At 67.2% G+C, this 26,248-nt stretch carries 30 protein-coding genes and 1 pseudogene; 7 read left to right on the forward strand and 24 right to left on the reverse strand.

All coding sequences use genetic code 11. The features are described from left to right. Positions 1–10: 10 nt before the first annotated feature. Positions 11–478, reverse strand: a complete 468-nt coding sequence (locus NM2_RS14210; RefSeq protein WP_067668571.1) for a hypothetical protein — start codon at positions 476–478, stop codon at positions 11–13. A gap of 168 nt (positions 479–646) precedes the next feature. On the opposite strand from NM2_RS14210, the gene NM2_RS14215 reads away from it, so the two are divergent. After that, positions 647–1,954: an NADH-ubiquinone oxidoreductase-F iron-sulfur binding region domain-containing protein gene (locus tag NM2_RS14215; RefSeq protein ID WP_067668573.1), complete on the forward strand. Its 1,308-nt coding sequence runs from the start codon at positions 647–649 to the stop codon at positions 1,952–1,954. After that, positions 1,951–2,130: pseudogene (locus NM2_RS14220) on the forward strand (ferredoxin); the annotation flags it as partial. The gene NM2_RS14215 and the pseudogene NM2_RS14220, both read left to right, overlap by 4 nt. A 243-nt stretch (positions 2,131–2,373) precedes the next feature. On the opposite strand, the gene NM2_RS14225 reads toward NM2_RS14220, so the two are convergent. The 4 genes from NM2_RS14225 to NM2_RS14240 form a co-directional block, all read right to left on the reverse strand. Then, positions 2,374–2,703: a DUF4286 family protein gene (locus tag NM2_RS14225; protein ID WP_067668576.1), complete on the reverse strand. Its 330-nt coding sequence runs from the start codon at positions 2,701–2,703 to the stop codon at positions 2,374–2,376. Positions 2,704–2,721: 18 nt separating this feature from the next. After that, positions 2,722–3,024, reverse strand: coding sequence for a hypothetical protein (locus NM2_RS14230; protein ID WP_067668578.1), 303 nt, complete (start codon positions 3,022–3,024; stop codon positions 2,722–2,724). A 204-nt stretch (positions 3,025–3,228) separates the two neighbouring features. Continuing rightward, positions 3,229–3,831 carry a hypothetical protein gene (locus NM2_RS14235; protein ID WP_245718014.1) on the reverse strand — a complete coding sequence of 201 codons (603 nt, stop codon included), beginning with the start codon at positions 3,829–3,831 and terminating at the stop codon, positions 3,229–3,231. Between the two features lie 115 nt (positions 3,832–3,946). Next, complete coding sequence (locus tag NM2_RS14240; protein ID WP_245718015.1) at positions 3,947–4,429, reverse strand: MarR family winged helix-turn-helix transcriptional regulator; 483 nt, start codon at positions 4,427–4,429, stop codon at positions 3,947–3,949. A 287-nt stretch (positions 4,430–4,716) separates the two neighbouring features. Here NM2_RS14240 and NM2_RS14245 point away from each other — a divergent pair, with 287 nt between their 5' ends. Both NM2_RS14245 and NM2_RS14250 read left to right on the forward strand, forming a co-directional pair. Next, positions 4,717–5,970, forward strand: coding sequence for an amidohydrolase family protein (locus tag NM2_RS14245; protein WP_067668580.1), 1,254 nt, complete (start codon positions 4,717–4,719; stop codon positions 5,968–5,970). A gap of 116 nt (positions 5,971–6,086) precedes the next feature. Further along, positions 6,087–6,488, forward strand: coding sequence for a DUF427 domain-containing protein (locus NM2_RS14250; protein ID WP_245718016.1), 402 nt, complete (start codon positions 6,087–6,089; stop codon positions 6,486–6,488). Positions 6,489–6,512: 24 nt separating this feature from the next. On the opposite strand, the gene NM2_RS14255 is transcribed toward NM2_RS14250, so the two are convergent. From NM2_RS14255 to NM2_RS14305, 11 genes are all read right to left on the reverse strand, one after another. Beyond that, positions 6,513–7,415 carry an Rv1363c family protein gene (locus NM2_RS14255; RefSeq protein ID WP_084530950.1) on the reverse strand — a complete coding sequence of 301 codons (903 nt, stop codon included), beginning with the start codon at positions 7,413–7,415 and terminating at the stop codon, positions 6,513–6,515. Between the two features lie 45 nt (positions 7,416–7,460). Beyond that, positions 7,461–8,717, reverse strand: coding sequence for an MlaD family protein (locus tag NM2_RS14260; protein WP_067668584.1), 1,257 nt, complete (start codon positions 8,715–8,717; stop codon positions 7,461–7,463). Beyond that, entirely contained in the window at positions 8,714–9,916 is a 1,203-nt protein-coding gene (locus NM2_RS14265) for an MlaD family protein (RefSeq protein ID WP_067668586.1), read from the reverse strand. The genes NM2_RS14260 and NM2_RS14265 overlap by 4 nt, the downstream gene beginning before the upstream one ends. After that, the gene (locus NM2_RS14270) at positions 9,913–11,040 is read right to left on the reverse strand and encodes an MCE family protein (protein ID WP_245718026.1); all 1,128 of its coding nucleotides are present in this window, start codon (positions 11,038–11,040) and stop codon (positions 9,913–9,915) included. Before NM2_RS14270 ends, NM2_RS14265 begins: the two co-directional genes overlap by 4 nt. Positions 11,041–11,045: 5 nt before the next feature. Further along, the gene (locus NM2_RS14275; protein ID WP_245718017.1) at positions 11,046–12,065 is read right to left on the reverse strand and encodes an MCE family protein; all 1,020 of its coding nucleotides are present in this window, start codon (positions 12,063–12,065) and stop codon (positions 11,046–11,048) included. Between the two features lie 38 nt (positions 12,066–12,103). Further along, positions 12,104–13,141 carry an MlaD family protein gene (locus NM2_RS14280; RefSeq protein WP_067668593.1) on the reverse strand — a complete coding sequence of 346 codons (1,038 nt, stop codon included), beginning with the start codon at positions 13,139–13,141 and terminating at the stop codon, positions 12,104–12,106. Further along, positions 13,138–14,445 (reverse strand): MlaD family protein, encoded by a 1,308-nt coding sequence (locus NM2_RS14285; protein ID WP_067668596.1) that lies wholly within the window; start codon positions 14,443–14,445, stop codon positions 13,138–13,140. The genes NM2_RS14280 and NM2_RS14285 overlap by 4 nt, the downstream gene beginning before the upstream one ends. A 3-nt stretch (positions 14,446–14,448) precedes the next feature. Then, positions 14,449–15,303, reverse strand: a complete 855-nt coding sequence (locus NM2_RS14290; protein WP_067668597.1) for an ABC transporter permease — start codon at positions 15,301–15,303, stop codon at positions 14,449–14,451. Further along, the gene (locus tag NM2_RS14295; protein ID WP_067668722.1) at positions 15,303–16,166 is read right to left on the reverse strand and encodes an MlaE family ABC transporter permease; all 864 of its coding nucleotides are present in this window, start codon (positions 16,164–16,166) and stop codon (positions 15,303–15,305) included. Before NM2_RS14295 ends, NM2_RS14290 begins: the two co-directional genes overlap by 1 nt. 937 nt (positions 16,167–17,103) lie before the next feature. Next, a complete protein-coding gene (locus tag NM2_RS14300) occupies positions 17,104–17,298 on the reverse strand; it encodes a DUF3046 domain-containing protein (RefSeq protein ID WP_067668598.1) in 195 nt (64 codons plus the stop codon). A gap of 28 nt (positions 17,299–17,326) precedes the next feature. Next, positions 17,327–18,490: a glycosyltransferase gene (locus NM2_RS14305; RefSeq protein WP_067668600.1), complete on the reverse strand. Its 1,164-nt coding sequence runs from the start codon at positions 18,488–18,490 to the stop codon at positions 17,327–17,329. A gap of 91 nt (positions 18,491–18,581) precedes the next feature. Here NM2_RS14305 and NM2_RS14310 point away from each other — a divergent pair, with 91 nt between their 5' ends. Next, complete coding sequence (locus tag NM2_RS14310) at positions 18,582–18,974, forward strand: HD domain-containing protein (RefSeq protein WP_157121080.1); 393 nt, start codon at positions 18,582–18,584, stop codon at positions 18,972–18,974. On the opposite strand, the gene NM2_RS14315 is transcribed toward NM2_RS14310, so the two are convergent. The 5 genes from NM2_RS14315 to NM2_RS14325 all read right to left on the reverse strand — a co-directional run bounded on the left by NM2_RS14315 (position 18,959) and on the right by NM2_RS14325 (position 21,713). Then, positions 18,959–19,669, reverse strand: coding sequence for a PIG-L deacetylase family protein (locus tag NM2_RS14315; RefSeq protein WP_067668601.1), 711 nt, complete (start codon positions 19,667–19,669; stop codon positions 18,959–18,961). The genes NM2_RS14310 and NM2_RS14315 overlap by 16 nt on opposite strands. 72 nt (positions 19,670–19,741) lie before the next feature. Further along, a complete protein-coding gene (locus NM2_RS49005) occupies positions 19,742–19,918 on the reverse strand; it encodes a hypothetical protein (RefSeq protein ID WP_157116702.1) in 177 nt (58 codons plus the stop codon). A 219-nt stretch (positions 19,919–20,137) separates the two neighbouring features. Beyond that, complete coding sequence (locus NM2_RS49010) at positions 20,138–20,275, reverse strand: hypothetical protein (protein ID WP_157121081.1); 138 nt, start codon at positions 20,273–20,275, stop codon at positions 20,138–20,140. A gap of 182 nt (positions 20,276–20,457) precedes the next feature. After that, positions 20,458–20,745 (reverse strand): hypothetical protein, encoded by a 288-nt coding sequence (locus NM2_RS14320; protein WP_157121082.1) that lies wholly within the window; start codon positions 20,743–20,745, stop codon positions 20,458–20,460. Between the two features lie 128 nt (positions 20,746–20,873). Further along, on the reverse strand, positions 20,874–21,713 hold the full coding sequence (locus tag NM2_RS14325) for a helix-turn-helix transcriptional regulator (protein WP_067668604.1): 840 nt from the start codon (positions 21,711–21,713) through the stop codon (positions 20,874–20,876). 101 nt (positions 21,714–21,814) lie between these two features. On the opposite strand from NM2_RS14325, the gene NM2_RS14330 reads away from it, so the two are divergent. Further along, positions 21,815–22,522 carry an SDR family NAD(P)-dependent oxidoreductase gene (locus tag NM2_RS14330; protein WP_067668605.1) on the forward strand — a complete coding sequence of 236 codons (708 nt, stop codon included), beginning with the start codon at positions 21,815–21,817 and terminating at the stop codon, positions 22,520–22,522. A gap of 64 nt (positions 22,523–22,586) precedes the next feature. Here the strand turns inward: NM2_RS14330 and NM2_RS14335 are convergent, their stop codons facing one another. Further along, entirely contained in the window at positions 22,587–23,495 is a 909-nt protein-coding gene (locus NM2_RS14335) for a TIGR03564 family F420-dependent LLM class oxidoreductase (RefSeq protein WP_067668607.1), read from the reverse strand. A 171-nt stretch (positions 23,496–23,666) separates the two neighbouring features. Here NM2_RS14335 and NM2_RS14340 point away from each other — a divergent pair, with 171 nt between their 5' ends. Continuing rightward, entirely contained in the window at positions 23,667–24,059 is a 393-nt protein-coding gene (locus NM2_RS14340) for a winged helix-turn-helix transcriptional regulator (protein ID WP_084530956.1), read from the forward strand. Between the two features lie 404 nt (positions 24,060–24,463). Here the strand turns inward: NM2_RS14340 and pspM are convergent, their stop codons facing one another. Continuing rightward, positions 24,464–25,285: a phage shock envelope stress response protein PspM gene (pspM, locus tag NM2_RS14345; protein ID WP_245718019.1), complete on the reverse strand. Its 822-nt coding sequence runs from the start codon at positions 25,283–25,285 to the stop codon at positions 24,464–24,466. A gap of 131 nt (positions 25,286–25,416) precedes the next feature. Further along, on the reverse strand, positions 25,417–26,244 hold the full coding sequence (locus NM2_RS14350; RefSeq protein ID WP_067668609.1) for a PspA/IM30 family protein: 828 nt from the start codon (positions 26,242–26,244) through the stop codon (positions 25,417–25,419). Positions 26,245–26,248 lie beyond the last annotated feature (4 nt).

Raw genomic sequence — 26,248 nt, forward strand, 5'->3', positions numbered from 1 at the left:
CGCCCCATCCTCACCGGGTGCTGATGCGGACTTCGCAGTTGAGCGCGGCCTCGAGGGCGGTGTGGATGCGGCTCTCCGGAACTCGTTCGAGGTCGGCGGACCGCAGCGTGATGTGCACGATGTCGAAGCCGCCCGCGTCCGCCTCGCGCACCACCTCCGCGGTCAGGCCGAAGCCCGCCAGGACGCCGTGCGCGTCGTCGTCGGTGCCGCGGCTGACGTAGGTCACCGCGGCGGCCACCGGTTCGGTGCCGAATGCCTTGGCACACAACCGAACCACCTCGCGCACGCTGGTGTCGGCGTCGCCGGTCTCGACCAGCATCTGCACCTCGCGCCGCGGCGGGAGTGCGGCATTGTCGCCGAGGATTTCGGCCCCGAACGTCGCGGCGTCATCGCGCAGGGCGCGCATACCCCGTGCCCATCGGGCCTCCGTCAGCTCCCGGGCCGGGTCGACATCGATTCGCAGCACCGCCGTTCTCATGTCGGCAAGCGTAACCACCGACGCGGCTCGCTGTCCGGACGCGTGGCGGGTGCGAAGCGCGAGTGCTCGACACGGGGCACAGCACCGAGCCCCGGAATGCCGCAAGGACACCGCGCGCCGCGGCCGACCTTCCGCCCACTGGCCTGTTTCCAGCCGAAAGAGGTTGCCATGCAAGATATTTCCGACCCGGCCACGGAACTCGCCGCGGCCTGGACACCCGACATCGAACCACGTGTGCTGCGCACCGGGTCGGATGTGGAGGACCTGACCACTTATCGGGCGAGCGGCGGCTACCGCACGCTGGATTCGGCCACCGATCTGCTCGAGGAGATCCGGCACAGCGGTCTGCGCGGCCGCGGCGGGGCGGCGTTCCCGACGGCGATCAAACTGGGTTCGGTCCGGGACGCGCACCTGCGCGGCAGTTCGACCGTGCTGGTCGCCAACGGCGAGGAAGGCGAACCCGCCTCGATCAAGGACCGCTGGCTGCTGCACCGGCGCCCGCATCTCGTGCTGGACGGGCTGCGCCTGGCCGCCGCTGTCGCGGGTGCGCGGCACGCCTACGTCTACGTCTCCGATGACGAGGCCGCACAGCGCGTCGACACGGCACTGACCGAACTGGACGGCGCAGGCATCACCGGGGCGCGGATCGAATTGGTCACCGTCGCACCGGGTTACGTGGCCGGGGAGGAGACCGCGGCGATCCGCGCGATCAACGGCGGTCCGGCCAAACCATCGGACAAACCGCCGCGGCCGTTCGAATCCGGCGTGGACGATCTGCCCACGGCCGTCTCGAATGTGGAGACCCTGGCGAATCTGCCGTTCATCCATCGGCACGGCGGCCAGGCCTTCCGCGAGACGGGGACGGCCGGATCGCCCGGCACCTTCCTGGTCACGGTCACCGGCGGCGGTCGCGGGCCCGGTCTCTACGAACTTCCGCACGGCATCGCTTTCACCGATCTGCTCGCCCTGCACGGGGTTTCGCCGCGAGCGGTGCGCGGCGCGCTGATGGGCGGCTACTTCTCCGGAATGGCCGATCGCGCGATCCTGGACGCCACGCTGGATCACGAATCGATCCGCGGCCTCGGCTACGGCCTGGGCTGCGGGGCGATATCGCTGATCACCGACGAATGCCCGGTCGCCGTCGCGGCCGCGGTGCTCGGCTATTTCGACCGGGAGAACGCCGGACAGTGCGGTTCCTGCTTCAACGGCACCGCGGCCATGGCGGCGGTGGTGGCCGCACTGCGCGACGGACGCGCCACCGACGCGGATGTCGTACGCCTGCAACGCTGGTCGGTGGTCCTGCGCGGGCGCGGCGCCTGCGGCACCCTGGACGGCGCGTGCAATACCGCCGCCACCCTGCTGACCCGATTCCCGGCCGAGATCACCGCTCATCTGAACGGCCGGTGCCCGGATTGCGCGCGGCAGATCTACCTGGCCGATCGGCCGTTCGACGCACGAGAGGTACAGGTGCTGTGAGGATTCGACTCGACCGGACGCTGTGCGACGGATTCGGCACCTGCGCCAGGCACGCCCCCGGATACTTCTCCCTGGACGACTGGGGCTACGCCTCGCTCGAGGGCGACGGCGTGGTCGACGCGGCCGATCACGCCGGGGTGACGCGCGCCCTGCTGGACTGCCCGGCCCACGCCATCATCCGCATGCCGGATGCCGAATCCTAGTCCGTTGCAACAGCTTCGGCCCCTGCTCCCCCGGGCACATCACCGAACGGGCCCGGGTCTCCCCCGAACAACACCGCGAGGCCACCGGCATTCACCGAGCGGATGCGGATCGGCATCGGCGACGTTCTTCCGCACCTGAGGCACGAATGCTTGTGGCCCGGCATATATTGCCGGGCCACAAGCATTTTCAGGCTTTTCGACTATTCACCCGGCCTGCTACTCGCCCGTGTCGCGGGCGCGCCAGATCTGGAGCGAGAGCGTCGACATGTCCAGGGTGGGGCTGAGCTTGATCTCCCCGGTGGCGGCCTTCGCGCCGAACGCCTTGGCCACGTCCTCCGGATCGCCGTCGAGTTCGTACACCGCCAGGTAGCGGTGCGGTGGCTCGCCTTCGCCGGACAGGGCGCTGGGCGCGATCTCGTACCGCTCACCGCGCACCACGCCGGGCACCTCGGTCACTTCGGCGAGGTGCTGGTTGTCGTACCAGTCGTTGAACGCATCATCCTGTCCGGCAACGGCATTGGAGAATACGAACATCTTGGAGTTCATGACGGAATCCTTCCCGATTCAATCGCTGGCGGGAAGCGGTTTGGCTTCCTTGAGCGCCAGCGGCGTCGCGCCGATGCTCAGGGTGCCCGCACCGGCTTTCGTCACCAGCACCTCGGCTCCGGACTCGTCGACGTACCGCTTACCCAGCAGATTGCCCTCACTGAGCTCCGCGGCCGCCGTCGCGCCCGGCTCCGGCTTCCCGTCGATCGGAATCATGGGAACACCTCCGGCGCGCAGATCGTCGAGGCTGTCCGAAGCCCGCACGACGATCACCTCCGTATCGCACACCTGGCTGCGTAGCCGATTGCCGTTCTTGACCATTGCGATCCTTTCCTCGGCCACGACGATCCGCGTCCGATCTTCGCCACGACACCGTTCCGGCGACCGCGCGATCTCTCCGGCGCTACGATATCGTCATTCTCTCAATAGGAGAATATCATATCCGTCAGCCGCCAGGAACGCGTCCGCACCGGTCAGCGACTCACGAATACCATTGGCGAGCAGGTGATCTCGCTCGGTCACGGCTCATGCGGGGGTGGTCAGGTCCGCCCCGCCCCACAGCCCGGTCAGCAGCAACTCGCCGCAATGGAACACCTCGACGCCACCGACTTCGGTCGCCGGCTCACCCGCGGCGGCCAGCGCGGCGCTCTTGAACGCCCGCGCGGCGACGCTGAGCCGATGCTGCGCCAGATCCAGGCGCCCGTCGAGTTCGGCGGGCAGATCCGCACCCCACAGCGCCACCTCGGTGCGGCGTTGTTCGAGGGATTCGAGCACACCGCGTCGCACCCGCAGATCGTTCGCGATCAGCTCCGGCGCGACGGCCACCGCGTGCGGCCAGATGTCGTGCACCGGCGAGGCCAGCGAATCCTCCAGATCCAGCACCGTCGCCCCGAGAATCCGCAGCGGGCGCACATCGGTGGTGTCGGCCAGCAGAGCTGTCACCTCCCAGCCCGCCATGGTCCGGTCGTACATCCAGCCGCCGACGTGCCGGACGGCCTGCACGGCATCGGACGCGACGACCGCGAGCCGATACCGCAGCAGATGTTTGCGGGAGTGTGCCCGCCAACCCGCTACCGAGTACACCTCGCCGGAGACACGATCTCGAGGACCGGAGTTGTGAGCGACCATGATTTCCATCCTTCGCCGGGGCGGCAACGAGGCGAGAATAACATTCTCGCCAGCGAAGCGAGTCGTTCTGACGAGATACGTGAGAAGGCATCCGCGACGACCCGATCCACCCCGCTCAGAGCGCGCGGTTGCCGGAGACCTGCGCGGTCGCCTGCGCGAGCGCCGTATTGACCTCCTGGACGAAATCCACCAACGTCCCCAGACTCTCCTCGTCCTGCGGCAGCGTCTCGTCCAGCGCGGCGAGTTCACCGAACAGCGGGGCGACGGCCACCTCGGCGCGCACGGCCACCAATTCCACCCACACCCTGCGGCGATCCTCCGAGTCCCGGATCCGCCGAACGTAACCCGCACGCTCGAGCCGGTCGACAACGGCCGTGATCGCACCACCGCGCGCGATGCCCAGCAACTCGGCGAGCCGACCGGGTGTCAGCCGGCCGCGCATCCACAACAGGTTCAAACACGTCAGATCCGCGACGGTGATACCCAGATCGGCCGCGACCGCCGAGTAGAGCACCACAGTGCGGGTTGCCTGCACCCGCAGGCCCTCTCGTAGTGAATTCAGCGTCTCGGCCCGCGTGCTGTACGTCGTCGTTGGCACCTGTTTCTCCATCCATCCGGCCCCCGCGGGAACTCCGACGAGAACGACACCGGCCGAAAACGCCTCCGGCACCGAACTCGTATAACTTAAATGAGAATATCATTCTCCGGTACGGCCATGAGAGGTTTCGATCGTGCTGCGACACGACTCCGACCACGACATCGCCTGCCACCCTGGCGGCCGAGAGGGGCGCGAGAGTATCATTCTCGTTGTAGGAGACTGTTCATCTCCTAGAGACAGTCGAGGTCGACCCATACGACATTCCGCACGAACTAGCGAGGAGTCCCGTGAATATCGACGACATGATCCTGGTGAGCATCGACGACCATGTGGTCGAACCGATTCACATGTTCGATGGCCATGTCCCGAAGAAGTGGGCCGATCTGGCCCCGAAGGTGATCGTCGATGAGAAGGGCATCGACCGGTGGGTCTACCGCGACCGCCCGACCGGCGTCACCGGCCTGAACGCCGTGGTCTCCTGGCCCGCCGAGGAGTGGGGTTACGACCCGGCCGGATACGCCGAGATGCGCCCCGGGGTGTACGACGTGCACGAGCGCGTGCGCGATATGAATGCCAACGGCATCCTCGCCTCGATGTGCTTCCCGACCTTCGCCGGATTCAGCGCCGGACATCTGGCGTACTTCAAGGACGAGATCACCGTCGCGATGATCCAGGCGTACAACGACTGGCACATCGAGGACTGGGCCGGGGCGTACCCGGGCCGGTTCATCCCGCTCTCGATCCTGCCGCTGTGGGATCCGAAGCTGGCCGTCGCCGAGATCGAGCGGGTGGCCGCGAAGGGCTGCCACTCGGTGTCCATGCCGGAGCTGCCGCACCTGGACGGCCTGCCCAGCTACCACGACATCGAGTTCTGGGGCCCGGTGTTCCAGGCGCTGTCCGATCACGGCACCGTGATGAATCTGCATATCGGACAAGGCTTCCGGGTGCTGAACCTGGCCCCGAACGCGCCGATCGACAACCTGATGGTGCTCGCGCCCAGCGTCTCGCTGATCGCCGCCCAGGATCTGCTGTGGGGCCCGGCGTTCCGCACCTACCCCGGCCTGAAGGTCTCCTTCTCCGAGGGCGGCGTGGGCTGGATCCCGTTCTTCCTGGACCGCTCGGACCGGCACTACACCAACCAGCGCTGGCTGCGCCGCGACTTCGGCGGCAAGCTGCCCAGCGAGGTGTTCCGGGAGCACACCGTCGCCTGCTACGTCACCGACAAGACCTCGCTGAAGTTGCGGCACGAGATCGGCATCGACAACATCGCCTGGGAGTGCGACTACCCGCACTCGGATTCGATCTGGCCCAACGCGCCCGAATTCGTGCTGAACGAGTTGCAGGCCGTCGACGCCGACGATTCGGATATCAACAAGATCACCTGGCAGAACGCCTGCCGCTTCCTGAACTGGGATCCGTTCGCGCACATCCCGAAGGAGCAGGCGACCGTCGGCGCACTGCGCGCGCAGGCCAAGGACGTGGACACCTCCACCACCTCCCGCAAGGAGTACGCCGCGGCCTACGCCGCGCGCGCCAGCTGATCCGCTCATCGCACATCTATCGTGAACCCGGTACCGGAGATTCGTCCGGTACCGGGTTCACGCGTTGTCCCGGTGCCGCCCGGCACCGCGCCCACCGCCGCGAGAAAGGCATGATCATGGAACCATCGGGATTTGTCGACTGGCCGGACTACCGCGTGGACGTGCACCGGGTCCGCAATCTGATCCGGGTCACCCTCGGAGATCGGGTCCTGGCCGAGACGAGCGCGGGCCTGCTCGTCGCGGAACAGGATCACGGCATCGCGTTCTACCTCCCCCAGGACGACGTCCGATTCGATCTGCTCACATCCGACCCGACGACCAGCCGCTGCCCCTTCAAGGGAAACGCGCGCTACTGGCGCGCGATCGACGGCGACCAGCCGATCGCCTGGGAGTACGCCGAACCGTATGCGGAGGTCGCACTGATTCGCGGGCACATCGGGTTCTACCAGGACCGGGTGCGCCTGGAGGTCGGCGTCGCGACCCCCTCGGTCAGCGCGCCCTACGCGAAAGACCGCTGACCGCAGGCGTTTTCGGTCGTGGCGTCAGGGCAGGTCTACCTTGCTGGCCAGCCAGTGCCCGCCGACCCGGTCCATGGTCATCAGGATGCGGTTGCGGTCGACTCGGGGGTCCGGGTTGGTCACGTTGGTGATCTGGGCGTCCACGAACAGCATCACCACGGCGTGGTCGGGCGAGGCGGACTGCACGCTCGCGGCCACCACATTTCCCTTGCTGACCGATTTGGCTTGCAGCAGAAGCGGTTTGAGCTGGGTGGCGGACTGGCTGTACATATCCTTGAACTGCCCGGTCGCCCCGTTCAGCACGGTCGAGAAGTCGGCGTCGATGTGCGCCGAATCGATGCTGGTCAACGCGACGGCGTAATCCTTCGCCGCGGCCATGGCCGCCTGCCCGGCCGCCTCGTTGTCGTTGCGCGCTTTCAGTTTCCACCCGAAAATCGCCGCACAGACCACCGCAGCGACGAGCAGGAGCACCAGAACTCCGGTCACGGGCCGAGGTACGAGTCTCCGCCACCGGAAACGGGACTCCTCCATTGTCTCGACGGTTCCCTGCGAGGACTTCTCATCGTCCGTCTCCGAGTCCGGATCATCCTCGCCCGCAGCACTTTCCGTCTTCTCCGTGAGCGCTGATGTCTCCGCACCCGCCGGCTTGCCCGATGTCACCGATTGTTTCGCCGCCCGCGACTTACCCCCGGCAGCCGAATTCACCGCGCAATTCTCCACGCCAGCGGAGTCTTGTGCGGCCGGATCCTTCTCCGCGGCAGCAGATTCCTTCCCGGTCCCCGACTCGTCCACGACCGGCGACTCCCCCGTCGGATTCGCGGATTCAGCGAGGTTCCCGTCTGCGAGATCCGAATCCGACAGCGCCGTTGGCTCTTTCACCGAGTCGGTGTCCTCGTCCGGTGTCACCACCGCGGTCTGGTCGTTCATCTGTTTCTCCAATCGTCGGGCCTCGTACGGCTGCCGCGTGCACGGTCATCCTGCGGCGTGGGGGCCGCCGTACGGGGTCGGAATCGATAGCGGGCCGGTCGGTGTCGGATCCGCCCTCTGCAGCGGATCCGAGCCGGGCGGCGCGGTCGCGGTGTTGTCGCCCGGCGGACGCGGCGCATTCGCCGCGCCGCGGACCAGATTCGGGGCCGGACTGGTACACCGCACGTTCAGGTACGGCTCCGGCGAGTTGGGCACCGACCCCGGCAGCCGCGGCACGTTGTAATCGCAGGTGCTGCGCGGGTAGATGGCCACCTCGGCCCAGACCCCGCCGTCGTGGAAGGCCGAGGAGATGGCGTCCAGCGCGGAACCGGCGCGCTGCTGCGGCCAGAAGAACTCGTTCAGCGCCGGAATGTGCACATAGGCCATCTGCGCGGTGGTCGTCAGATTGCCCAGCAGTTGCACCATGGTCGGCGAATTGTCCGCGATGATCTGATCGATCGAGGTCGTCATCCCCGGAACGGCGTTCACCATGGTCCGGTAGCCGCCGGTCATCGAGCCGACCCCGGCCATGGTCTCGGCCAGATTCCGCGACGTCACCCGCAGCCCCGGGCTCACCTGACTCATCATGGTCAGCACCGACTTGCTGTTGTGCAGCAGCGAAACCGTCTGCGGCAGGACCGAATCCAGCGTCGAGAGCATGAACATGCCGCCGTCCAGGATCGCGGACAGCTTCTCCGGCCCCTTCGGCCCCACGCCGAGTTCACTCTCGATGGCCTTCAATTTCGCCGGATCCACCTGTTGCAGTGGGCCGTTGAGGTGATCCAGGAGGGTGGCCAGCGGAACCGGCGTCGTGGTCCGCGACGGATCGACCACCGCGCCGTCGGTCAGATAGGGCCCCTTGTCGGTGGTCGGCAGGAAGTCCAGATACTGCTCCCCCGCCGCCGACAACGCCGCGACTCGCACGTCACCGCCCACCGGAATGTGCACGCCGTCGTCGATCGCCGCGACCGCGAACACCTTGTCGCCGTTCACACTCACCGACTGCACGCGCCCCACCGGCACACCGCGCAACGTGACGTCCTGATTGGGCAGCAGCCCACCGGACTGCGCCAGTTCCACGCGCACCTGATACTGCGAGTGCAGCGGATCGATCTTCAGCGACCCCAGCAGCAGATAACCCGCGCCGAGCACGAACACCAGCGCCAGACCGACCATCGAGGTCAGCAGGCGGTGCCGCGTCAGCGCTCGCGTGCCGGAAACCAGCACGCGCGCAGGCGGTTCGAACACCGCGGAGATACTCATCGTCCCGGTCCCGTCGGTTGCCCCGGCACTGTGAGTCCGGGCAGTGTCAGTTGTCCCGGCGCTGTCACTTGGCCGGGCACCGGCGCCGGCGCCTGCCCCGGCACCGTCAAGCGGCCCTTCAATCTGTTCAGGGTGTACTCCAGCGAACCCACGAAATTCGTCCAGTCGGTGGGCGTCGGCATGGTCGCCCCCGCGTCACCGGGTGAGTGGATGTCGGGTGTCGCGCCGATGGCCAGGCGGGCGATGTCGACATTCACGTGCGCGGACTGCGCATCGGTCACCTTCACCACGATCGGCAGGATCGCGATGAGCGGATCGAGATTGGCCTTCGGATTGTTCGCCGCGGCATTCATATTGGCGGCCATCGTGTTGATCGACTTGATCAGGCTGAGGTTGTTGGTGCCCTGCACCGAGGGGTACTGGGCCAGTTGCTGGCTGATCCGGTTCAGCTGACCGACCAGATCGACGATCTGCTGGGTGTTGTCGCCGATGACCTGCACCGCCGGTCCGGCCGCGGCCACCGCGGCGTCCACATCGGACCGGTGCGCGGCCAGCGTCGCACTCAGATCCTTCGTGGTGGCCAGGACCTTGCGAATCTGATCGGTGCGCGCGAGCAGGCTGTCCACCAGCTGACGGGTCTGCTGGATCATGGTGGCCAGGCGATCCCCGCGCCCGCCGACCGCCTCGCCGAGGCTGTTGGCCAGCGTGGTGATGTTCTCGATCGCCCCGCCGTTGACCAGCAGCGCGGCGCGGCTGAGCACCTCCTCGATGGTCGCGGCCGCGGCAGTGGACTGTTCGGGAATGCTGGCGCCGTCGGCCAGCCGGGGGGCATCCGGGGCCGGATGCACGGGCGGGGTCAGCGCGACGAAGACATCGCCCATCGGTGTGGCCGAACGCAATTCGGCCGAGGTGCCCGCAGGCAGCAGCACCCCGGCCTTGATCCGCATGTGCACCACGGCCGTGTAGTTCTTCGCCTGCATCGACTCGACCTCGCCGATGTCGGCGCCGTTGAGCCGCACCTTGGCCTTGGTCGGCAGATTGAGCGCGTTGCCGAATGTCGCTGTCAGCGAATAGGAGTCGCCGCCGACGCCCGGCGCGGGCAGCGGGAGTTTGTCCAGGCTCACCGAACACCCGGTGCTCGACAATGCCACCAGCGCCGCGAGTCCGGCCAGTCGCCGCCTCGGTCCGAATCTCGTCATCGTCTAGGTACCCCTTGCTGTTCCGCCGGGACCCCCGCCATCGCCGTGAGCATCGCGCCGAGGCCGAAGTCGGGCCCCATATCGCGCATCGTGCCGGTCGCGCAGCCCAGATTGTGCAGTTGCAGTAGGTTGCAGACCTCCTTGACCATCTGGCCGTCCAGCAGGAATTTGTCCAGGCCGACGGTGCCGCGCAACGCTCCGATATTGGTGTCCAGGGCGTTGTAGACGTTGTCGGTGACCATCGGGAAGATGTCCAGGAACTCGGCCAGATTGTCGTTGTAGTCGGCCATCGACTTGGTGATGGTGTTCGCGTTGGTCGCCAGGCCGTGCAGATTTCCCCGGTTGCGCTGTAGTAGATCGGCGACCTGCACGAGAATCTCGTTGAGCTTCTTACCGGTGTCCCCGGCGCCCAGGTTCTGATCGGCCAGGATTCCGCTGAGTGTGTCCACGCCCGAACCGAATTGGCGGATCTGCTGATCGTTGCGGGCGGCGGCGGAGGTCAGTGCGTCCAGATTGCGCACGATCGTGGTCACCGCGTCCTTGGTCGCGGCGCCGTTGTCCGAGCCGAGCCGCAGCGCGCGGGACAGCTCGGTCATCGCGTCCCGCATTTCCTTGCCGTTACCAGTGGCGATCTGCGAACTCACATCGAGCAGACCCGCGACCGGCCCGTTGCCCTTACCGTCCCCGCCCAGTGACTGGGACAGCTTGTCCGCCATGGCCAGCAGGCTGTCGAACTCCACCGGTGTGCGGGTGCGGTCGGTGCCCAGCACCGCGTGATCGCGCAGGGTCGGGCCGCTGTGGTAGACGGGCGTGAATTCCACGTGCCGGTCGGTGAGCAGTGAGTCCGAGACCGTGACCGCCATCGCGTCGGCGGGGATCTTGATCCACTTGTCTACCTTCATCGTCACATCGACGTGCGTCGGATGCGGGGTGACGGATACGACCTTGCCGACCTTCATCCCCAGTACCGCAACGGTATTGCCGTTGTACAGACCGTTGGCGGAGGTGAATTTCGCGGTGACGGTGATCGAGGAATCGACCAGATCGCCGACGGGCCCGCTCGAGCATCCGGCCACCGCCGCGCCCGCGACGGCGACGACCAGCAGCTTGAGCGCGCGACTCACGGTACTCAACGGCAATCCTTCAGGTACGTGGGCCGATTCACCTTCTGGGCGTATCCGCTCAGCGCGCACATGAACGAGTCGATGAACGCGCCGTCGGGTCCGTTGCCGACCAATTCCTGACCGGTGCCGGTGGCATTGGCGAACAGTCGCCACGGCACCGGAAGGATCTGCAGGATGTTTCGCAGCAGATCGTCGTGACCGGCCAGCATCCCGGTCATCTGCCGCAGATTCGTGAGCAGTTGCTGTATTTCGGCGCGGTCGCCCACCGCGATCGGCTCGAGCTGCTGGATCAGCGTCGTGGCGGCGTTGAGCAGATTCACCACGGCCTGCTGCCGGGAGATGATCTGCGACAACACATTCCGACCCTGGGTGATCAACTGCGCGAGTTCGGCCTTCTGCTGTATCAGCACGTTCGTCACCTGCTGCGTGCTGGCGAGCAGGGAGCCCAATTGATTGCGCCGGTCCGCGATCACGGTCGCGAGGTCCTTGACGTTCTGCAGCACCTCGGGCACCAGCTTCGGCGTGCCCTGCAACTGGGTGCTCAGTTCCTGCATGGAGGTGGCGATCCGATCGGCATCCATCCCGCCGAAGGTGGTCGTGGCATTCTCCAGTGCGGTCTGCAAATTGTAGGGAACCTCGGTGTCGGACAACGGAATAACGTTGTCGCGCAGATGTCCCGAACCCGCGGGCCGCAATTCGACATAACGCGATCCCAGCAGCGTGGTCAGTTTGATCGCGGCCTTGGTGTCCTTGCCCAACGGTAGATCCCGGTGCAGTTTCATGGTGAGCACCACGTGGTCGCCGTCGAGCCGGGTTCCGGTGACCGTGCCGACCTGAATACCGGCCAGCGTCACCGCATCCCCCGCCCCGACCCCGGCCGCCTGAGCGAAATCCGCGGTGTAGGTGTCATCGCCCACATGCAGCGAGTTCACGAAGACCGTGATGCCGACGACGACCACGAGCGCGACCATCGCGACGATGCCGATGCGCAGTTTGCCGTGCTCCTCGAGCGGACGTCCACGCATCCGCTGCCACATTTGCCTGAGTCGTCTCACCATAATCCCTATCGACAGATCGCCGAATTCTCGACCTTGCCACTGGGCGTCGTCATCCCGAGAATCGTCGACATCAGCGGGTCGATTCCGGGAACGGCGCTCACTTGCACATTGCAGACGTACGCGTTGAGGTACGCGCCGGTGTTGGTGATGCGGGACAGGCCCTTCAACATGTACGGCAGGTTGAATCCCAGATACTCGAACTTCTGTTTATTGGTGATGAAATGCTGCGCGAATCCCGGCTGGCGGACGACGAAATCGTTCATCGCCGGCGCAGCGCCGCGCACCACGGCCGCCGCGCGACCGACCACCGCCGAGATCGAACTGACCTGCCCGAACAGCGCGTCGCGATCCTGCGACAGACCGTCGAAGATCCGCCGCGTCTGCTGCACGACCGTCTGTAGATTGCCGCTCTGGCGCGCCAGATCCGACATCACCCCGGCGAGATTGTCGATGATCTGCCCCAGGATCTGATCCGGGCCCGAAAAGGCTTGTGCCAGTTGGGAAGTCTGCGTGATCAGCGAGGTGATCGCGCCGTTGTCACCCTGTAGCGCCCGGACCACCGCGGTGGTGATGTTGTCCACCTGCTTGGGGTCGAGCATGCTGAACAGCGGCTCGAATCCGTTGAGCAGCTTGGAGATGTCGAACGACGGCTCGGTGTGCGCGAGCGGGATCTGCCCGCCCGGCGGCAGCACCCTCGGATCGCCGTAATTGCCCAGCGACAGACCGACATAGCGCTGCCCGATCAGGTTCTGATACGTGACCGATGCGGCGGTATTTCCGTACAGCACCTGATCGTGCTGCACCTCGAAGGTCACCTTGGCGTTGACGCCGTCGAGTTCGACCGCCTTGACCCGGCCGACCCGCACTCCGGCCATCCGCACGTCATCACCCGAGTGCAGTCCGGACACGTCGGTGAACACGGCCGAGTAGCTGTCGGTGCGCCCACTCACGCTGCGCGCCAGGGTGATATAGACCATCCAGGTCAGCACGATCGAGACCGTCAGGAACAGGATCAGGCCGATCAGCGGTTTGCGGTAGCTCATCGAGGCGCTCCTGACTGGTCGGCGGGCTGCGTATCCGAGGCCGGCGTGAGGGTCACCGAGTTGTCCCGCAGCAGCGGACCGACGATCAGATCCGTTGCGGCATTGGGCTTTCCGCCCAGAATCGAGGCGATCTGCCGCTGTTCACGCGCACTGCCGACATCACCGACGTTGCCGCCGGTGTAACTCGCGGGCGCGGTGTGCGGAGCGACGATGGTGGGTCCTCCGGCCGGGCCGGTCGCGCAGCTCGGGCCCACCAGATTGCCGTATCGCGGGCAATCCGCACGGGTGTACTGCTTGTGCGGAGTGAGTTCGATGATGATCTTGCCGGTCATGTTCTGCGTCTTGGGATTCCACAGCGTGCGGAACTTGCTGGACAGGTTCGTCTCCGAGGTCGTCATCTGCATGAAATTCGCACTGCCCCTTGCCAGTACATCCAGCACAGGGGAGAACTTGCTGGTCATGTTGGTGATGGTTCCGGTGTTGTGCTCGAGCGCCGCGCCGATCGTCCCGGTGGTGGTCAAACCGCCACTGAGCAAGGCGGACAACTGATCTCGCTGTTCGGCGACGGTGCGCAGCGGGCCCACCGCATTGTGCACCGCGCTGAGCAGATCCGGTGCGGAATCGCGCAGTCCGGTCAGTGCGTCGGCGAGGGTGCCGAGCATCGAGGCCCTGCCGTCCGGGGCCATGACCCCGTTGAACGCCTGGGCGATTCGGGTCAGCTCGGCGCCGGCCCGCGCGGCCTGGGCGCCGTGCCCGGCCGTGGCCTGTTCGACCGTGGTCAAGATGCCCAGCACCGGATCGGACTCCGAACGTCCGGCCGCGGCGACGATCTTGTCCAGGGCGGTCAGCGAGGTCTGCAACCGCACGGTCGCCAGGCTCCGATCCTCGGCGATGTGCGCGCCCGAGGCCAGCGACCGGCCCTGGCCGTTGTAGACCAGTTGCACCGAGGGCACGGCGAATACGTTGCTGGGCACCACGCGCGCGGTCACCGTGCTCGGAATTCCCGTGGAGTACTGCGGCAGCAGGGAGATGTGCACGTGATTCGGCCCGCCGTCGGTGGACGGGGTGACGCTGTCCACCATGCCGACCAGCACGCCCTCGTACTTCACATCGGATTTGCTGGGCAGGCCGTCGCCGACGTTCACCAGATCGGCGGTGACCTGCACGGTCTTGTCGAACACGCCCTGGGATCGGGCGATCATCGCGACCCCGATCAGCACGAGCACGACCAGGAATCCCAGCCCGCGCAGGAAAAGTTTCCAGTTGGGCAGGACCTTGCCGTCGGATTCGAATGCAATGGACATCGGCTACCCGCTGATTCTCGCGCCGGAGTTGAAACCCCACAGCGTCAGTGTCAACATCAGATCCACGAAGATCATCACGGTGATGCTCGCGCGCATCGCCCGCCCGGCCGCCACCCCGACGCCCTGCGGGCCGCCCGAGGCGTAGAAGCCGAAATAGCATTGAATCGTCGTGGTAGTTACGACGAAAACAATCGCCTTCACCAGGGAATAAATAATGTCCGACCCGCTGAGCACCAGGCGGAAATAGTGTTCGTAGGTGCCCGGCGACTGACCGCCCGCCACGCCGACGACGATTTCCACGCCCAGATAGCTGACCGCCAGACAGGCCAGATACAGCGGAATCATCGCCACGATCGAGGCCAGCATCCGGGTGGTGACCAGATACGGAATCGGGCGAATGGCGATCGCGTCGAGGGCATCGATCTCCTCGGCGATCCGCATGGATCCCAGCTGCGCGGTGAATCGGCAGCCCGCCTGCGCGGCGAAGGCGATCGAGGCCATGATCGGCGCGAGTTCGCGGGTCGCCACGGTCGAGGCGATCATGCCCGTCGCGGGGGCCATACCCAGTAGTTTCAGCGCGCTGAACCCCTCGATGCCGACGACGACGCCCGCCGCGGCCCCGAGGACGAGAATCACCTGCGCGGTGCCGCCGCCGACCACGATGGAACCGTTGCCCCAGGTCACATTCGACAGAATCTTGAGGAATTCGGCCCGATAATGCCGCAGCACCACGGGAATTCCGCCGATCATCCGGAAGAAGAATGTGGCCATATAGCCCAGTCGCATGACCGGTACCGCTGCCGTGTTCCCGGCGACCACCGCCGTTTTCGTGCCCGGGAAATAGTACCGTGATGCCATCAGAGAGTCGTCCTCGGAAACAGCAGGGTGTACAGCTCGGTGAATCCGGCGTTCACGATCATCAGCAGCACGATGGACGCGACCACCGCGGCGTTGACCGAATTGGCCACACCGCCGGGCCCGCCCTTGGTACTCAATCCTTTCTGGCACGAGACGAGCGTGACGATCACGCCGAAGGTGATGGCCTTGACCATCGCCAACCACAGATCGCCGATGGTGGCGAAGGAGGAGAACGTCGCGAGATAACTGCCCGGGACGCCATTCTGGGCATAGACGTTGAACAGATATCCGCCGAGGAATCCGACGAAACAGCTCAGTCCGGTCAGGCCCATCGCGACCAGAATCCCGGCCGCCAGCCGGGGCACCACCAGCATCCGCAGCGCCGAGACGCCCATGACCTCCATCGCGTCGATCTCCTCGCGGATCGTGCGCGCGCCGAGGTCCGAGCAGATCGCTGAGCCGACCGCGGCCGCCAGCAGAATGGCCGTGACCAGCGGGGCGACCTGGCGGATCACCGCGAGGCCGCCCGCGGCGCCGGCCAGCGACGTCGCGCCGACCTGCCCGGCCAGCAGGCCGAACTGGATCGACATGGTGGCGCTGATCGGCAACGCCACCGCGACGGTCGGCACCACGGCGGTCTTGGCCATGAACGTCGCCTGCTGCACGAACTCCCGGAACGGAAACTGCCCGGTGGCAATGTCGGTGCACAGGTATCGGATGGCCTGAACGCCCAGAATGACTTGTCCGCCTACGGTTTCCAGCGAGGCGAGCGGGTGGCGGCGCAGATACCCACCGGTCCACCGCTTGATCTCACCGACCGCCGACTGCCCGGCGACGTCCGTTCCGGCCGCTGGTGCGCTCATCACGGCCTCGCTCCACTCGCCACGGGTTCGGCGGCACTGTCGGTCATCGATTCCTCCCTGATCCGGCGTACTTCCATGCCGCAACCGCGAGTTGCGCGACCGACGCAGCATGCCGAGCGCTCGGGCAGCACGAGGGCTGCGTACTCGCCCGGCATCGGAGACCGGATCCGCCGGGGGGTGGCCCGGGCATCCCGTCTCCTCCTGGAGTAGGAAGCCTCATTCTCCTCAAAGGAGAATGTAACCTCCGTAACACAGTTACTGTAGCAACATTCCGGGCCGGGCAACACCCTCGACATTCATTCGCCGCCCCCGATCGACGTCCTCGCATGCACTTCCAGTACCTAACGTGCACGCATCTAGTTCGAACAAGTGACGAGAGTAGCATTTCCGTCTAAGGGAAGCTCCGTTTTCACTCTTATCTCGACCGAGTCTGTGATCAGGCACAAAGTCCCTGTCCACGGCTCAGCCGTCCTCAATCGGCGCACTCGTTGCCGACCGGGACGATCGGCGGGATCCAGCCGCCCGATGCCGGGCCGATCGGCATGCCAGCAAGCCGCGAGGTACTCGACACGTCATCCGCGTCCGAACGATGTCGAACGCACATCACCGACAGCACAGCATGTACGGGATCCGCCGACGATGATCCACCCCGAGGGCGCAACGCACCGGGCTATTGGGCGAACCCGCAAGGGAAGTCCGTCCAGCACGGGGTCAGCGCGCTCGATCCGCTGTCCGGACCGGACATTCCGGGGCCCGGCGGATCCACCGCCGGAACGCTCCCCCGCGAGCACCTGGGACACGCTGCTGAACACAGCACGAGCGCGAAGACTACGGATCAGCCGAGATGTCCGCACCGGCTGTCTCGACCGAAGAGACAGAGGCGCGAGCCGTGTTCAGGGGCATGGACGTTTCCGGTCACCCGGAACGGCCCGGATTCCTACCAGCGGGTGCGCGGGACGTCGAATTCACCGCACAGTGCACGCCAGACGTCGCGTGGATCCACGCCGTCCTCGATGGCCTGGGCGCCGGTTCGGCCGCCCATGGCTAGTAGCACGTGGTCGGATAGCAGGACGTCGCCGCGGGACACCCCGAATTCGGTATGCAACAGTTCCTGGAATTCCGTCAACCGCACCGTGCCGAGGCTACAGGTCGCGGGCGGCTCAGTGGGAGCGGGCGCGGTCCAGGACGCGATGACAGATCTCGACCGGATCGGCCACCTCGGCGGCGCTCGCCGCGGCGGCCCGCGCGGCGGTGGTGAAGGACCGATCCGCGAGCACGGTGTGCACAGCGGACCGAACTGCCTCGGCGGTGAACGGCCGCACCAGGACCGAACTGCCTTGGCGCACAGCGCGATTGGAGAGTTCCCACTGATCGCCACCGCCCGGGACGGTCACGATCGGCACACCGGCCAGCAGCGACTTCGCCAGCAGCCCGTGTCCGCCGCCGCCGACCACGACCGATGCGTGAGCCAGCAGCTCGTCCTGGCGGCCCAGCCCCGCGGTGGCCCACGACGGCAGATCCGCGGGCGGGCTGTCGAGGGTCGACAACGCAACCCGCACACCGGCCCCGTCCAGCGCCTCCAGCAGCGTCTGCGCCATCCCGGACACACCCGTGTGCGCGGTCGAGGGCGCGACCACGACCAGCGGATCGTCCCCGGGCGGCAGCGGCAGCACCTCGGCGGTCGGCTCCCACAGCAGCGGGCCGACCACATGCGCGTCCTGCGGCCAGTCCGGCCGCGGCACCTCGAGCGCGGGCAGGGTGGCGATCAGCCGGGCCGCTGGCCCCGGGTCCTGTGCGGGCAGACCGACACTCGCGCGGGCGACCGATCGTTGACGCTCGCCTCGGGCGATCGCGCGCCCGGTCATGCCGCGCAGCACCGCATCCCGCGCGCGCCCGCGCAATCCCTCCCCCGGCGCGAGGCCACTGCCGATGGGCGGCAACGCTTTCGACGGCAGATACAGCGGATGCGGGGACAGCTCCAGCCACGGCACCCCGATCCGCTCGGCGGCCATCCCGCCACCGACCGTGAGCACATCGGCGATCACCAATTCCGGCAGCATCGCCCCGAGTTCGGGCAGGATCTCGGTGGAGATGTGCGCGGCGCGCTCGTGAATGCGCTGTCCGGCATCGAGATCGTCGTCCTGCGCGCGCGGCGCGAGGCCCTTCAGCCGCCGCACCCCGATTCCCGACGCCCGCGCCGCGTCGAGCCAGCGCGGACCGGTGAACAGCACCGGCTCGTCACCCGCCGCCAGCAACCGCAGACACAGCGCGATCGCCGGAAACGCATGTCCCGGATCCGGTCCCGCGACCACAGCAACTCGCATCCGCCCAGCCTGCCACATGGCTCCGGCACGCGTAGACGGGGCCGCGAGCACGCGCTGGTTAGCATGACAGCACGGGGGCGAGGAACTCCAGATCGCCGGCCTGGTGCACGACATCGGCCATCTGCTCGTCCCCGGCGACGACGCCGGGCACGGTCGCACCGGCGCGGCCGCGGTGCGCGAGCTGCTCGGCACGCGGGTCGCGCGACTGGTCGAACCGCACGTCGTCGCGAAACGCTATCTGGCGGCGACGGATTCGCAGCATGCGGCGAAGCTGTCCGCCTCGAGCCGACGCACCCTCGTCAGCCAGGGCGGCCCGATGACCAGCACCGAGGCCGTCGCATTCGAGGCCGATCCGGAATTCGCCGCCGCGCTGGCCCTGCGCCGGGCCGACGATGCGGGCAAGGTCGTCGGGCTCGCGGTGGCGCCGCTGGAATTCTGGCGTCCGGTGATCGAGCGGGTCGCGGCCGCTCAGCCACGAATGTAGAACAGCTCGAATCCGACCGCCCGCTCGGCCGGGAAACCCTCGATCGGCGCGGTGGCGGCCTCCACGATCGCCCGCGCCCGCACCGGAACCGGCGAGGATCCCAGCGCCGCGAGGTAACGGCTGTGCGCCAGAATGGATTCCGTCGCCGCCTCGATCGAATCGGTGACATCGACCGCGTGCGTGACAACGGGTCCGGTCACCGCCGCCCACCGGGCCGTCCAGATCGGCAGGCCGCTCAACTCCGTGAAGATCCACTCGTTGGCGGCGTCGGCGATGGCATCGAGTGCGGCTCGCCCGACCGCGCGGTGGTCGGCGCTGTTGGCGCGACCCGGCGCCCAGGTGTCGTGGAAGTTGTACAGCACGACCATTTCCGGACGATACCGCCGGATCGCCCGCGCCAAATCCCGTCGCAGCGCCAGGCTCTCCTCGATCCTGCCGTCCGGGTAATCGAGGAATTCCACGTCCTGCACACCCACGGCATTGGCGGCGGTGAGCTCCTCCTTCTCGCGCAGCGGTCCGGTCTGAGCCGGGGGCAATCCAGCGATACCGGCCTCGCCGCGACTGACCAACACATAGCGGATCCGCTTGCCCTGCTTGGTCCACCGATGCACCGCAGCCGCGGCTTCGTACTCGATATCGCCGGGATGCGCGACGACGACGAGTCCGGTCTTCCAGTCCTCGGGTACCTGATGCATGGGTCCCATTGAATCACCGCGCATACGAACGGGCCGCCCGGAACGGATTCCGAGCGGCCGTCGCAGTGCGGTCTACAGCTTGTCGACCGTCGATTTCGAGCCCGACACAGCCTTGTAGAGCAGGTACAGCCCGAACACGACCAGGCTGATCATCAGGATCGGGAACAGCGCCTTGACCAGCGCCCCGACCACGATCAACACCAGCCACACGACTGCGACCACGCCCAGAATCTTCCAGAACATGCTCATTGGGTCCTATCCTCCCGAAGGTTTTCCGCCGAATCTCGTCTCACGTGATCCGACATCCTCCATACTGCCGAGCCCGCCGAAGAAAATCACCAGGTCACCCGCGATATCAGGGTTAAATCAGGGTATTTCCCGAGGATTTCCCACCCGCCGGAGCACGAACAGTCCGGATATCCACCTGCCGAGCGTTTTTCACCACGGGCCGCATCGCACACCGCGCGACTATCGGCCGGCGGCCGACTCGACCAGTTGGCGCACCTCGTCGGCGACGAGGTGCGGCTCGCAGTGCAGCACGTAGTGGTGGGAGTCTTCGGCGACGACGTGGCGGTCCTTCCCGCCACGCCAGCCCTTCCTCCCCACGATCCCGCCCGCGCGCCGGAAACACGCCGTCGATCGACAGCCAAAACTAAGCTCAGCCTAACCTAGTCAGACATACTCTTCGCTGCCAATGAATTTCCGGAACCGCGGACCCGGCGAATTCCCGGCAACCGATTCGACGGCACGCGGATCGCAATCCACACAGCGCCGTCTGACCCGGCATCTCACCGAATCATGTTGCGGCGCAGATCAATTCGACTGGCACACACGATGGAGGCGAACTTGGCGATGCCGCCCCAGGTGGTCTGCGCCCGGTGCGCGGCTTGAAATTCGTTGCCCGCGAGCTGAAAAGTAAGCGGCTGCAAGGCTTTTCCGGACCAGTCCGTCCCGGTGCAGGTGTACGTGTAGCTGATGGACGGTCGCGCGGCGGCGTCCGGCGCGGCCACCGTCCCGGCCAGTGCCGCCAATCCGGCCAGGGCGATCATTCCGGCAAGGGTTCCTCTGATGCGCATGGATTCCACTCCCACGACGACGACAACAACCGGCGCAGACCCTACCCGCAGATCGGCCGAAAATCCGGGCGAGCACGCTGGTCGGACACGACACCGAACAGGATCCGCACCGCTGGCGTAATCCACGCTCATCCGGTCAGCGTCTGTGTCCCCAGGACGGTGATCAGGGCCAGGCGCTCGGCGTCCTCAGTGCCCGGTTCGGCGGTGTAGATCATGATGCGCAGATCGCTGCCGGTGACCGTGAGAATGTCGCAGTCCAGCGTCACCGGGCCGACCAGCGGATGATCGATGATCTTCGGGGCGGCGTCACGGCGGCCGACCGCGCCGGAATCCCAGATCTCGGCGAATCGGGGACTGCCGGTGTGCAGGATGGTGATCAACTCCTGCAACTGACGGTCGGCCGGATAGCGGGCCGAGGCGGTGCGCAGATCGGTCACCAGCGCGGTCTCGTAGGCGGCGAGGGCTTCCGGGGTGCGGCGGGCATTGGGTCCGGGCCCCAGGAAATGCCGCCACACACCGTTGCGCCGCACACCGGCCAGCCCGGACTGATCGCCGACCAGCGCCGCATGCTGCGGATTGGCCAGCAGAAGCTGCCAGGTCGCGTCGTAGACCGCGACCGGCGTCCCGGTCAGGCGATCCAGTACGCGCTGCACGCTGGCCGTGATGTGGCGCGGGACCAGATCCGGATCCGGCAGCGGCAAACCGGCCAGCCGGAACAGATGCGCCCGCTCGGTGCCGGACAACCGCAACGCTCGCGCCAGCGCCTCCACCACCTGCGCCGACGGATTCGACGCCCGCCCCTGCTCGAGGCGGGTGATGTAATCCACCGAGATCCCCGCCAGCAACGCCAATTCCTCACGGCGCAGTCCGGGAGCGCGCCGCCGCTCACCCGCGGGCAGTCCCGCGTGACCCGGTTCGAGCCGGTCGCGCCACCGCCGCACCGCCGCGCCGAACTCCGAGGTCGTCATGGTTCCAGTCTGCGATATCCGATCGCATCGTGCCTGGTACCGCCAGTCCCAGGACATACAGACGACTGGCTGTGCGGTTCGGCCGGAGTCAGGCTGGAGCCATGACCACAACACTCATCACCGGAGCGAACAAGGGGATCGGCCTGGAAACCGCCCGTCGGCTCATCGCCGCCGGGCACACCGTCTACATCGGCGCACGCGATTCCGAGCGGGGCCGCCGGGCGGCCGAGCAGATCGGTGCGCGCCTGGTACAGCTGGACGTCACCGACGACGCCTCGGTCGCCGCCGCGGCGAAGACCGTTGAGGCCGACGGCGGGCTGGACGTGCTGATCAACAACGCGGGCGTCGAGACCCGCGGTCCGGACAACAGCGTGCCCGGCGCGGGCGAGACGACCGGCGAGATGATCCGAGAAGTGTTCGACACCAACGTATTCGGCGTCGTCCGGGTGATGCACGCCTTCCTCCCGCTGCTGGCGCGCTCGGCCGCGCCGGTGGTGGTGAATCTGGGCAGCGGCCTGGGCTCGCTCGCCGCCGCCTCGACTCCCGGCACTCCCACCCACGCCTATCCCGGCCTGGCCTACCCGACGTCCAAGACCGCGGTCAACATGCTCACCGTGCAGTACGCCAAGGCATTCCCGGCCATGCGGATCAACGTCGTCGAACCCGGTTACACCGCAACCGATCTGAACGGCCACTCCGGCCACCAGACCGTCGAGCAGGCCGCCGAGATCGTCGTGCGCATGGCCCAGACCCCGCCCGACGGCCCGACCGGGAGTTACTTCGACATCTCCGGACCGCTGCCCTGGTGATCGGCCGGGGCACTTCATCCCGAGGCGCGCCCCTGCTCGTAGATCGGCCGTGACGAGGCGCATCTCACGAAAGGTCCCGGCGCAGGTCCGCGAGCAGCGCGAGGGTGCGGGTGCGGTCCCGCGCGTCACCGGCGAGGCTGATCAGCAGATCCGTCACACCGGCCGACGCGTAGGCCCGCAGCCCCTCGGCCACCGCTGTCTCCGAGCCGATCACCGCGGTCTGATGCACGCCGGCCAACGCCTGAAGTGCCAGTAGCGCACGGTAATTGGCCAGATCCGACGCGACGGCGGTCCTTTCGGCCACCTGCCGCGAGACCCCCACGGGATCGGCGGCGGCAGCGGCGGTGACGAGGGCGGCGATTCTCGGTCGCGGCCGGTTCGCCGCGCGAGCCGCCTCGGTGAGCCGGGGTGCGATATTCGTCGCGATGAATTCCGCTGTGGTCCAGACGGTTACGATGCCGTCGACGGTCGATCCGGCCAGCTCCAGCATTGCCGGACGCAATGCGGACAGCAGCACCGGCGGCGCTTCGGCATGCGGAACCTCCACCACGGCGGTCGATTTCAGCGTCTCACCGGCGAATTCGATACTCTCCCCGCGCAGCAGCGGCAGTAGCGCACCGAGATATTCGCGCACGTGCCGGACGGGCCGCTCGGGCGATGCTCCGTAAACCTTCTCCACCACCGCCGCATGACTCGGCCCGACGCCGAGCACCAGCCGTCCGCCGGTTGCCGCCGCCACGGTCAGCGCCTGCTGCGCCAGGGCCACCGGATGCCGTGAGTAGGTCGGCACCACGGCCGTGATCACTTCCAGGCCGGGAGCCTCGCGACCGGCCACTCCGGCGAGGGTGAGCACGTCCCAGCCCAGCACCTGGTTGAAGGACACGCTGTCGAGTCCCAGCTCGCCCGCCGCCCGCACCGTGGCGAGTATCTCCTCGAATGGGGGTGTGCCGCCGACGTTCACGCCTATGTGCATGTTCCTCCTCCTCACCGAGCCCTCCGCGCGCCACGTCGCATTCGTCCCGGTCCGCACGAACCGGCGAACGGTCACGGATTTCGCGCATCCGGCGTCCAACTGGACGGGGGCCCGTCCTGTATCAGCGACCATGGTGGTGTCGGTTCAGCACGAGCGGAAGAAGGCACTTTCGTGTACCGGAGTCACATTGATGTACCTGTCCTGATCAGCCAGGCATGCCCGGTCGCCGAGGTGATCGATCACGTACGCGGCAAATGGAGTATCAGCATCCTGACCGCGGCCGCACAGGGCCCGGTCCGCTTCGCCGACCTGCATCGCGCCATGTCCGGAATCAGCCGCCGAATGCTGACGCTCAAACTCCGCAGGCTCGAACGCGACGGCCTGCTGACGCGCACGGTCCATCCCACAATCCCGCCACGCGTCGAATACGCCCTCACCGACATCGCGACCGAACTACTCGACTCCCTACAGGGCCTCACCGCATGGGCCACTCGCAATCGCGACGCCGTAGCCACCGCCCGCACCGCCTACGACCGGGAACACGGAACCATCACCGAGGAGTAGCCACCCCGGCGGTGCGGACCACAACCCGAGTGGCCGGTGGCCTTCCGCAATCGGTTGCCCCGACCGGAAGCCACCTGCGGACACTCCGGGCCATCCGCAAACCCTTGTGGCGCAGCAGCTCTCAACAGAACCTGGAGACCACCCAGGAAGCCGGTCGGCGCCGGACTCGGTTGCATCGCAGCCGCGCACGAGCCGGTTACAACTACGAGAAACCATTACAGCGAAGGCAATCCGGCGGCATCCTTGCTCGAACAGAACCGAGCGCAACCCGCGAAAACGGCTGCCACCGAGATCGGCCGATGCCTGAGTCCGATGACACCAGCCGCGTGACGAACGGGCCTTGCTGCGAGACACATTGCGGCACGGGGAAATCGATGCCGATCCCGCTCGAACAGGACCGCGAACTAGCCGCGGAAACGGCTGTCCGCGAGATCGGTCAGCGCCTGCGCCCAGCTGTCCAAGCGGTCGGCGGACTCGCGCAGATTCAGTAGGGCCCAATCGGTTTCGGACAGGACCGCGGCGGATTCGGGGACCGCGAGAATACGGCCCGCGGCGGCGACGAGGGCCTCGTATTCGGTGACGCCCACATCCAGCCGGGACGTCACGGCACGAACCTGACCGGGCAGGTCCAGGCCGGGGATCGAATCGCCTTCGCCCACAAGCTCGGCCGTCTTCTCCATGGCCACGATATCCGCGGCCAGCGCGTGCAGGGCCGCGGCGCAAGACGCCGCGGTCTCGACGGTGTCGGTGAGGTCCTCGGCGGGCATCCGGCCGCCCTGCGCGATCCGGTCGCTGAGGGCGTGCAGCGCCGCCTCGGCGCGCACCAGGCGAGCGATCGGCCCGCGCGCCGCCGACCGGACCGGCGGCAGGCGACGCGGCACGAATGCGGCCTGCGGCAACGGATTTCGACGAATTTGCAGATAATTCCGGGTAGTCACGGCGGCCCCGGTCACCATGGCCGCCGCACCGCTGCCCAGGACGATCACCGCCCAGGCCGGAGCCGAGACGACCACCAGACCCGCCGCGCCCAGGGCGGTGATTCCGGAGGCGGCGCTCCAGCGCAGACTGCGTCGCCGCGCGCGTCGGCGGCGGCGCAGTTCCCGCTCACGCGGGTCGGCCCAGGCGCGCACGGCGTGCATCGCGGTTTCCCCGGCCTCGCGCAGGGTCTCCGGCAGCCGCCGCGCCCGGTCCAGCTGTTCGGGCTCGAGCCCGGACTGCGACAACACTTCTCGCACCACCCGGGAGCGAATCGCTCCGGACGACCGGCCGCGGGCACGGCCTGTCGCAGGCTCGTCGGCGGCCTGCGATCTCCCCATCACCTCGATGCCTCTCGAACTTCGACGGACTCGCCGCGCGACTACTGCTGAGCGGCCTGGCCCGGGTTGGCCTGCGGCTGCGCGGCGGCCGGGTTCGAGGCCGGGGCGGCGACCTGCGGGGTGGCATCGCCGGAGGTCAGCGAATCACCGCGCATCGAGGCCCGGATCTGCTCGAGCCGACTGTGCCCGGCCATCTGCACGCTGGCCTGCTGCACCTCCATCATGCGGCCCTGCACCGAGTTACCGGCCAGCTCGGCCGCGCCCAGCGCATTGGCGTACCGGCGCTCGATCTTCTCCCGCACCGCGTCCAGACTCGGCGTGCTGCCCGGGGCGGACAGCGTCGAATCCATCCGCTGCAGCGAGGCGGACACCTGCTCCTGCATCTTGGCCTGCTCGAGCTGGCTGAGCAGCTTGGTGCGCTCGGCGACCTTCTGCTGCAACAGCATCGCGTTCTGCTCGACGGCCTTCTTGGCCTGCGCGGCGGCCTGCAGCGACTGGTCGTGCAGCACCTTCAGGTCCTCGACCGACTGCTCGGCGGTGACCAGCTGCGCGGCGAATGCCTCGGCCGCGTTGGTGTACTGGATCGCCTTGTCGGTGTCACCGGCCGTGGTGGCCTGATCGGCGAGCATGACCGCCTGGCGGGCGTTGGAGTTGAGCTTCTCCACCTCGTCCAGCTGACGGTTCAGCTTCATCTCCAGCTGACGCTGGTTTCCGATCACCGACGCGGCCTGCTGCGACAGTGCCTGGTGCTGCCGCTGAGCCTCCTCGATGGCCTGCTGGATCTGGACCTTCGGATCCGCGTGCTCCTCGATCTTGGAGTCGAAGAGGGCCATCAGGTACTTCCAGGCCTTGACGAACGGATTAGCCATCGAT

The organism is Nocardia miyunensis NBRC 108239 (assembly GCF_001613065.1).
In the GTDB taxonomy this organism is placed as follows: Bacteria; Actinomycetota; Actinomycetes; order Mycobacteriales; family Mycobacteriaceae; genus Nocardia; species Nocardia miyunensis.